Annotated in this window: 1 pseudogene; it reads left to right on the plus strand. The window is 41.5% G+C overall.

The features are described 5' to 3' along the window. Positions 1–294: 294 nt before the first annotated feature. A pseudogene (locus P5674_RS24875) lies at positions 295–1,122 on the plus strand (reverse transcriptase domain-containing protein); the annotation flags it as partial. Between the last annotated feature and the right edge of the window lie 109 nt (positions 1,123–1,231).

The following is a 1,231-nucleotide window of genomic DNA, read 5'->3' on the forward strand; positions in this document are numbered from 1 at the left end:
GACCAGAAGCTAAAGCCCAATTGTCATGGTGGGGATATGCCCAATTGTCACGGTGTGGATATAGATACTGCGGTCAGTAAGAGTATAATGGCGAGGACGAGTTTAAAGACTACGTGCTGCATATAGCTCTGAACATCGAAGTAAAAAGCAGGTCTGTTGATTCTGCTCCTTTGACAAAACAGGGTATCCACACCAGGAGCCGTATGAAGGGAAACTTTCACGTATGGTTCTGAATGGGAGGGGATGGTGGTGACTCCATTCTCGACCCCTAACACATAGCCAAATGCTCTTACCGTGAACCATGATTATCTACTTTCCAAAATTCATTGTCCAAGCAGCCTGAAAAGAGACTTGAAACAATGGCTCAAAGCGGGTGTGCTAGATAACGGTGTATTCGAGGATACAGAAGCAGGGACACCTCAAGGAGGGGTAATAAGTCCAATACTCGCCAACATCGCACTGTTGGGAATGGTTAGGTTAATTGAAACAATGTATCCCAAGAAAAAAGGAACGGTTCAAGCCACCTCAATAAGATACGCCGATGATTTTGTTGTGATATCTCCATCACTTGAAATCATTGAACAGTGCAAAATTGTTATTTCCGAATGGCTAAAACCTGTAGGACTAGAAATAAAACCCGAAAAAACTCGAATCTGTCATACGTTCAAACCTATTGAATATGATGGAAAAACAGAGGAGCCAGGGTTTAACTTTCTAGGATTCAAGATCAGGCAATACCCTGTGGGTAAATATAAATCTGGGAAATTAGGGGGAAGAATAAAAGGAGGTTTTTTATTCAATAAAACCCCCCACAAAATGTTAGGTTTCAAAACAAACATTAAACCCAGTAACAAAGCAATTAAATACCACACAGAAGTGATAAAAGGTGTAATAAAACAACTTAAAACAGCACCTCAATCAGCCCTGATAAGCAAACTAAACCCAATTATTCGGGGATGGTCAAACTACTATTCAGGGGTGGTCTCATCCGAGACCTTCAATAAGCTAGATAATAAAATCTGGCTAATGTTAAGGACATGGACAGTATCAAGATGCGGAAAGGCAAGCTACGAAAAGCTAAGAAACTATTTTCGACAAGGAACGGTTAAACTTAGCAATGGGGTGCGAGACGTTCAGGCATGAAATAAGGTTGAAATACCTGAAATAACCGCCTGATGGGGACTTCAACCCCTTGGTTGAATATAAGGAGCGCACTCCTGACCATCCTCAT

The organism is Limnospira sp. PMC 289.06, from assembly GCF_032350395.1.
Classification (GTDB): Bacteria; Cyanobacteriota; Cyanobacteriia; order Cyanobacteriales; family Microcoleaceae; genus Limnospira; species Limnospira platensis.